General features: G+C 60.6%; 1 protein-coding gene. It reads left to right on the top strand.

What is annotated here, in order from left to right:
• Nucleotides 1–426: IS110 family transposase (locus tag HK439_RS26405; RefSeq protein WP_190294465.1), on the top strand; the 426-nt coding region annotated here is incomplete at its 5' end.
• Nucleotides 427–681 lie beyond the last annotated feature (255 nt).

Here is a 681-nt window from a genome sequence, read left to right as displayed (position 1 = left end):
TTTGTAGCAATGGCGCGCGAGAATGAAGCCGCCCGCCGCCTTTCGACTGTCCCCGGGATTGGCGTCATCAATGCCACAGCACTTGTTGCAGCGGTTGGCGACGCACGCAGCTTCGGGCGTGGGCGAGACCTTGCTGCTTGGCTGGGCCTGACACCACGTCAGGCAACCACAGGGGGCAAGCCGCGATTGCTTGGCATATCCAAACGCGGCAACAGGTACCTGCGGGCGAACCTGATCCACGGCGCACGTGCGGTGCTGCCGCGCATTATGGCTCAGGATACCTCGCTCGGTCGGTGGGTCCGCGGCTTGTTAGAGCGGTCGCACAAGAATGTTGTCGTGGTGGCGCTGGCGGCAAAGCTTGCACGCATCGTTTGGGCGGTGCTGCGCAAGGAGCGCGGTTTCGATCCGACGATCGCGGCCGCATAAGGAACACAGTGGTCTTCGGCGCTAAGCTGAAGCTTCAATAATCTGCGGGTGGTGAGAAGAAGATGGCCTGACAGTTGAACGGCAGCCTGGAAACCTGAACTATTGAACGGTCGATCGAGGCCGGTGTGATTATGAGGACCAGACTGCGCGGATCTCCATCTTGGCCGGGGCTCGACCCCGAGACCGGATACGTTGACGCAGACTGAACAGAGCAATCTTCAAATTACCCCTTGCAGACGGGGCGGGCCATACGTT

The sequence above is a fragment of the Roseibium aggregatum genome, assembly GCF_014692675.1.
GTDB classification, from domain to species: domain Bacteria; phylum Pseudomonadota; class Alphaproteobacteria; order Rhizobiales; family Stappiaceae; genus Roseibium; species Roseibium aggregatum_C.
This window is presented reverse-complemented; position numbering and strand designations above follow the sequence as displayed.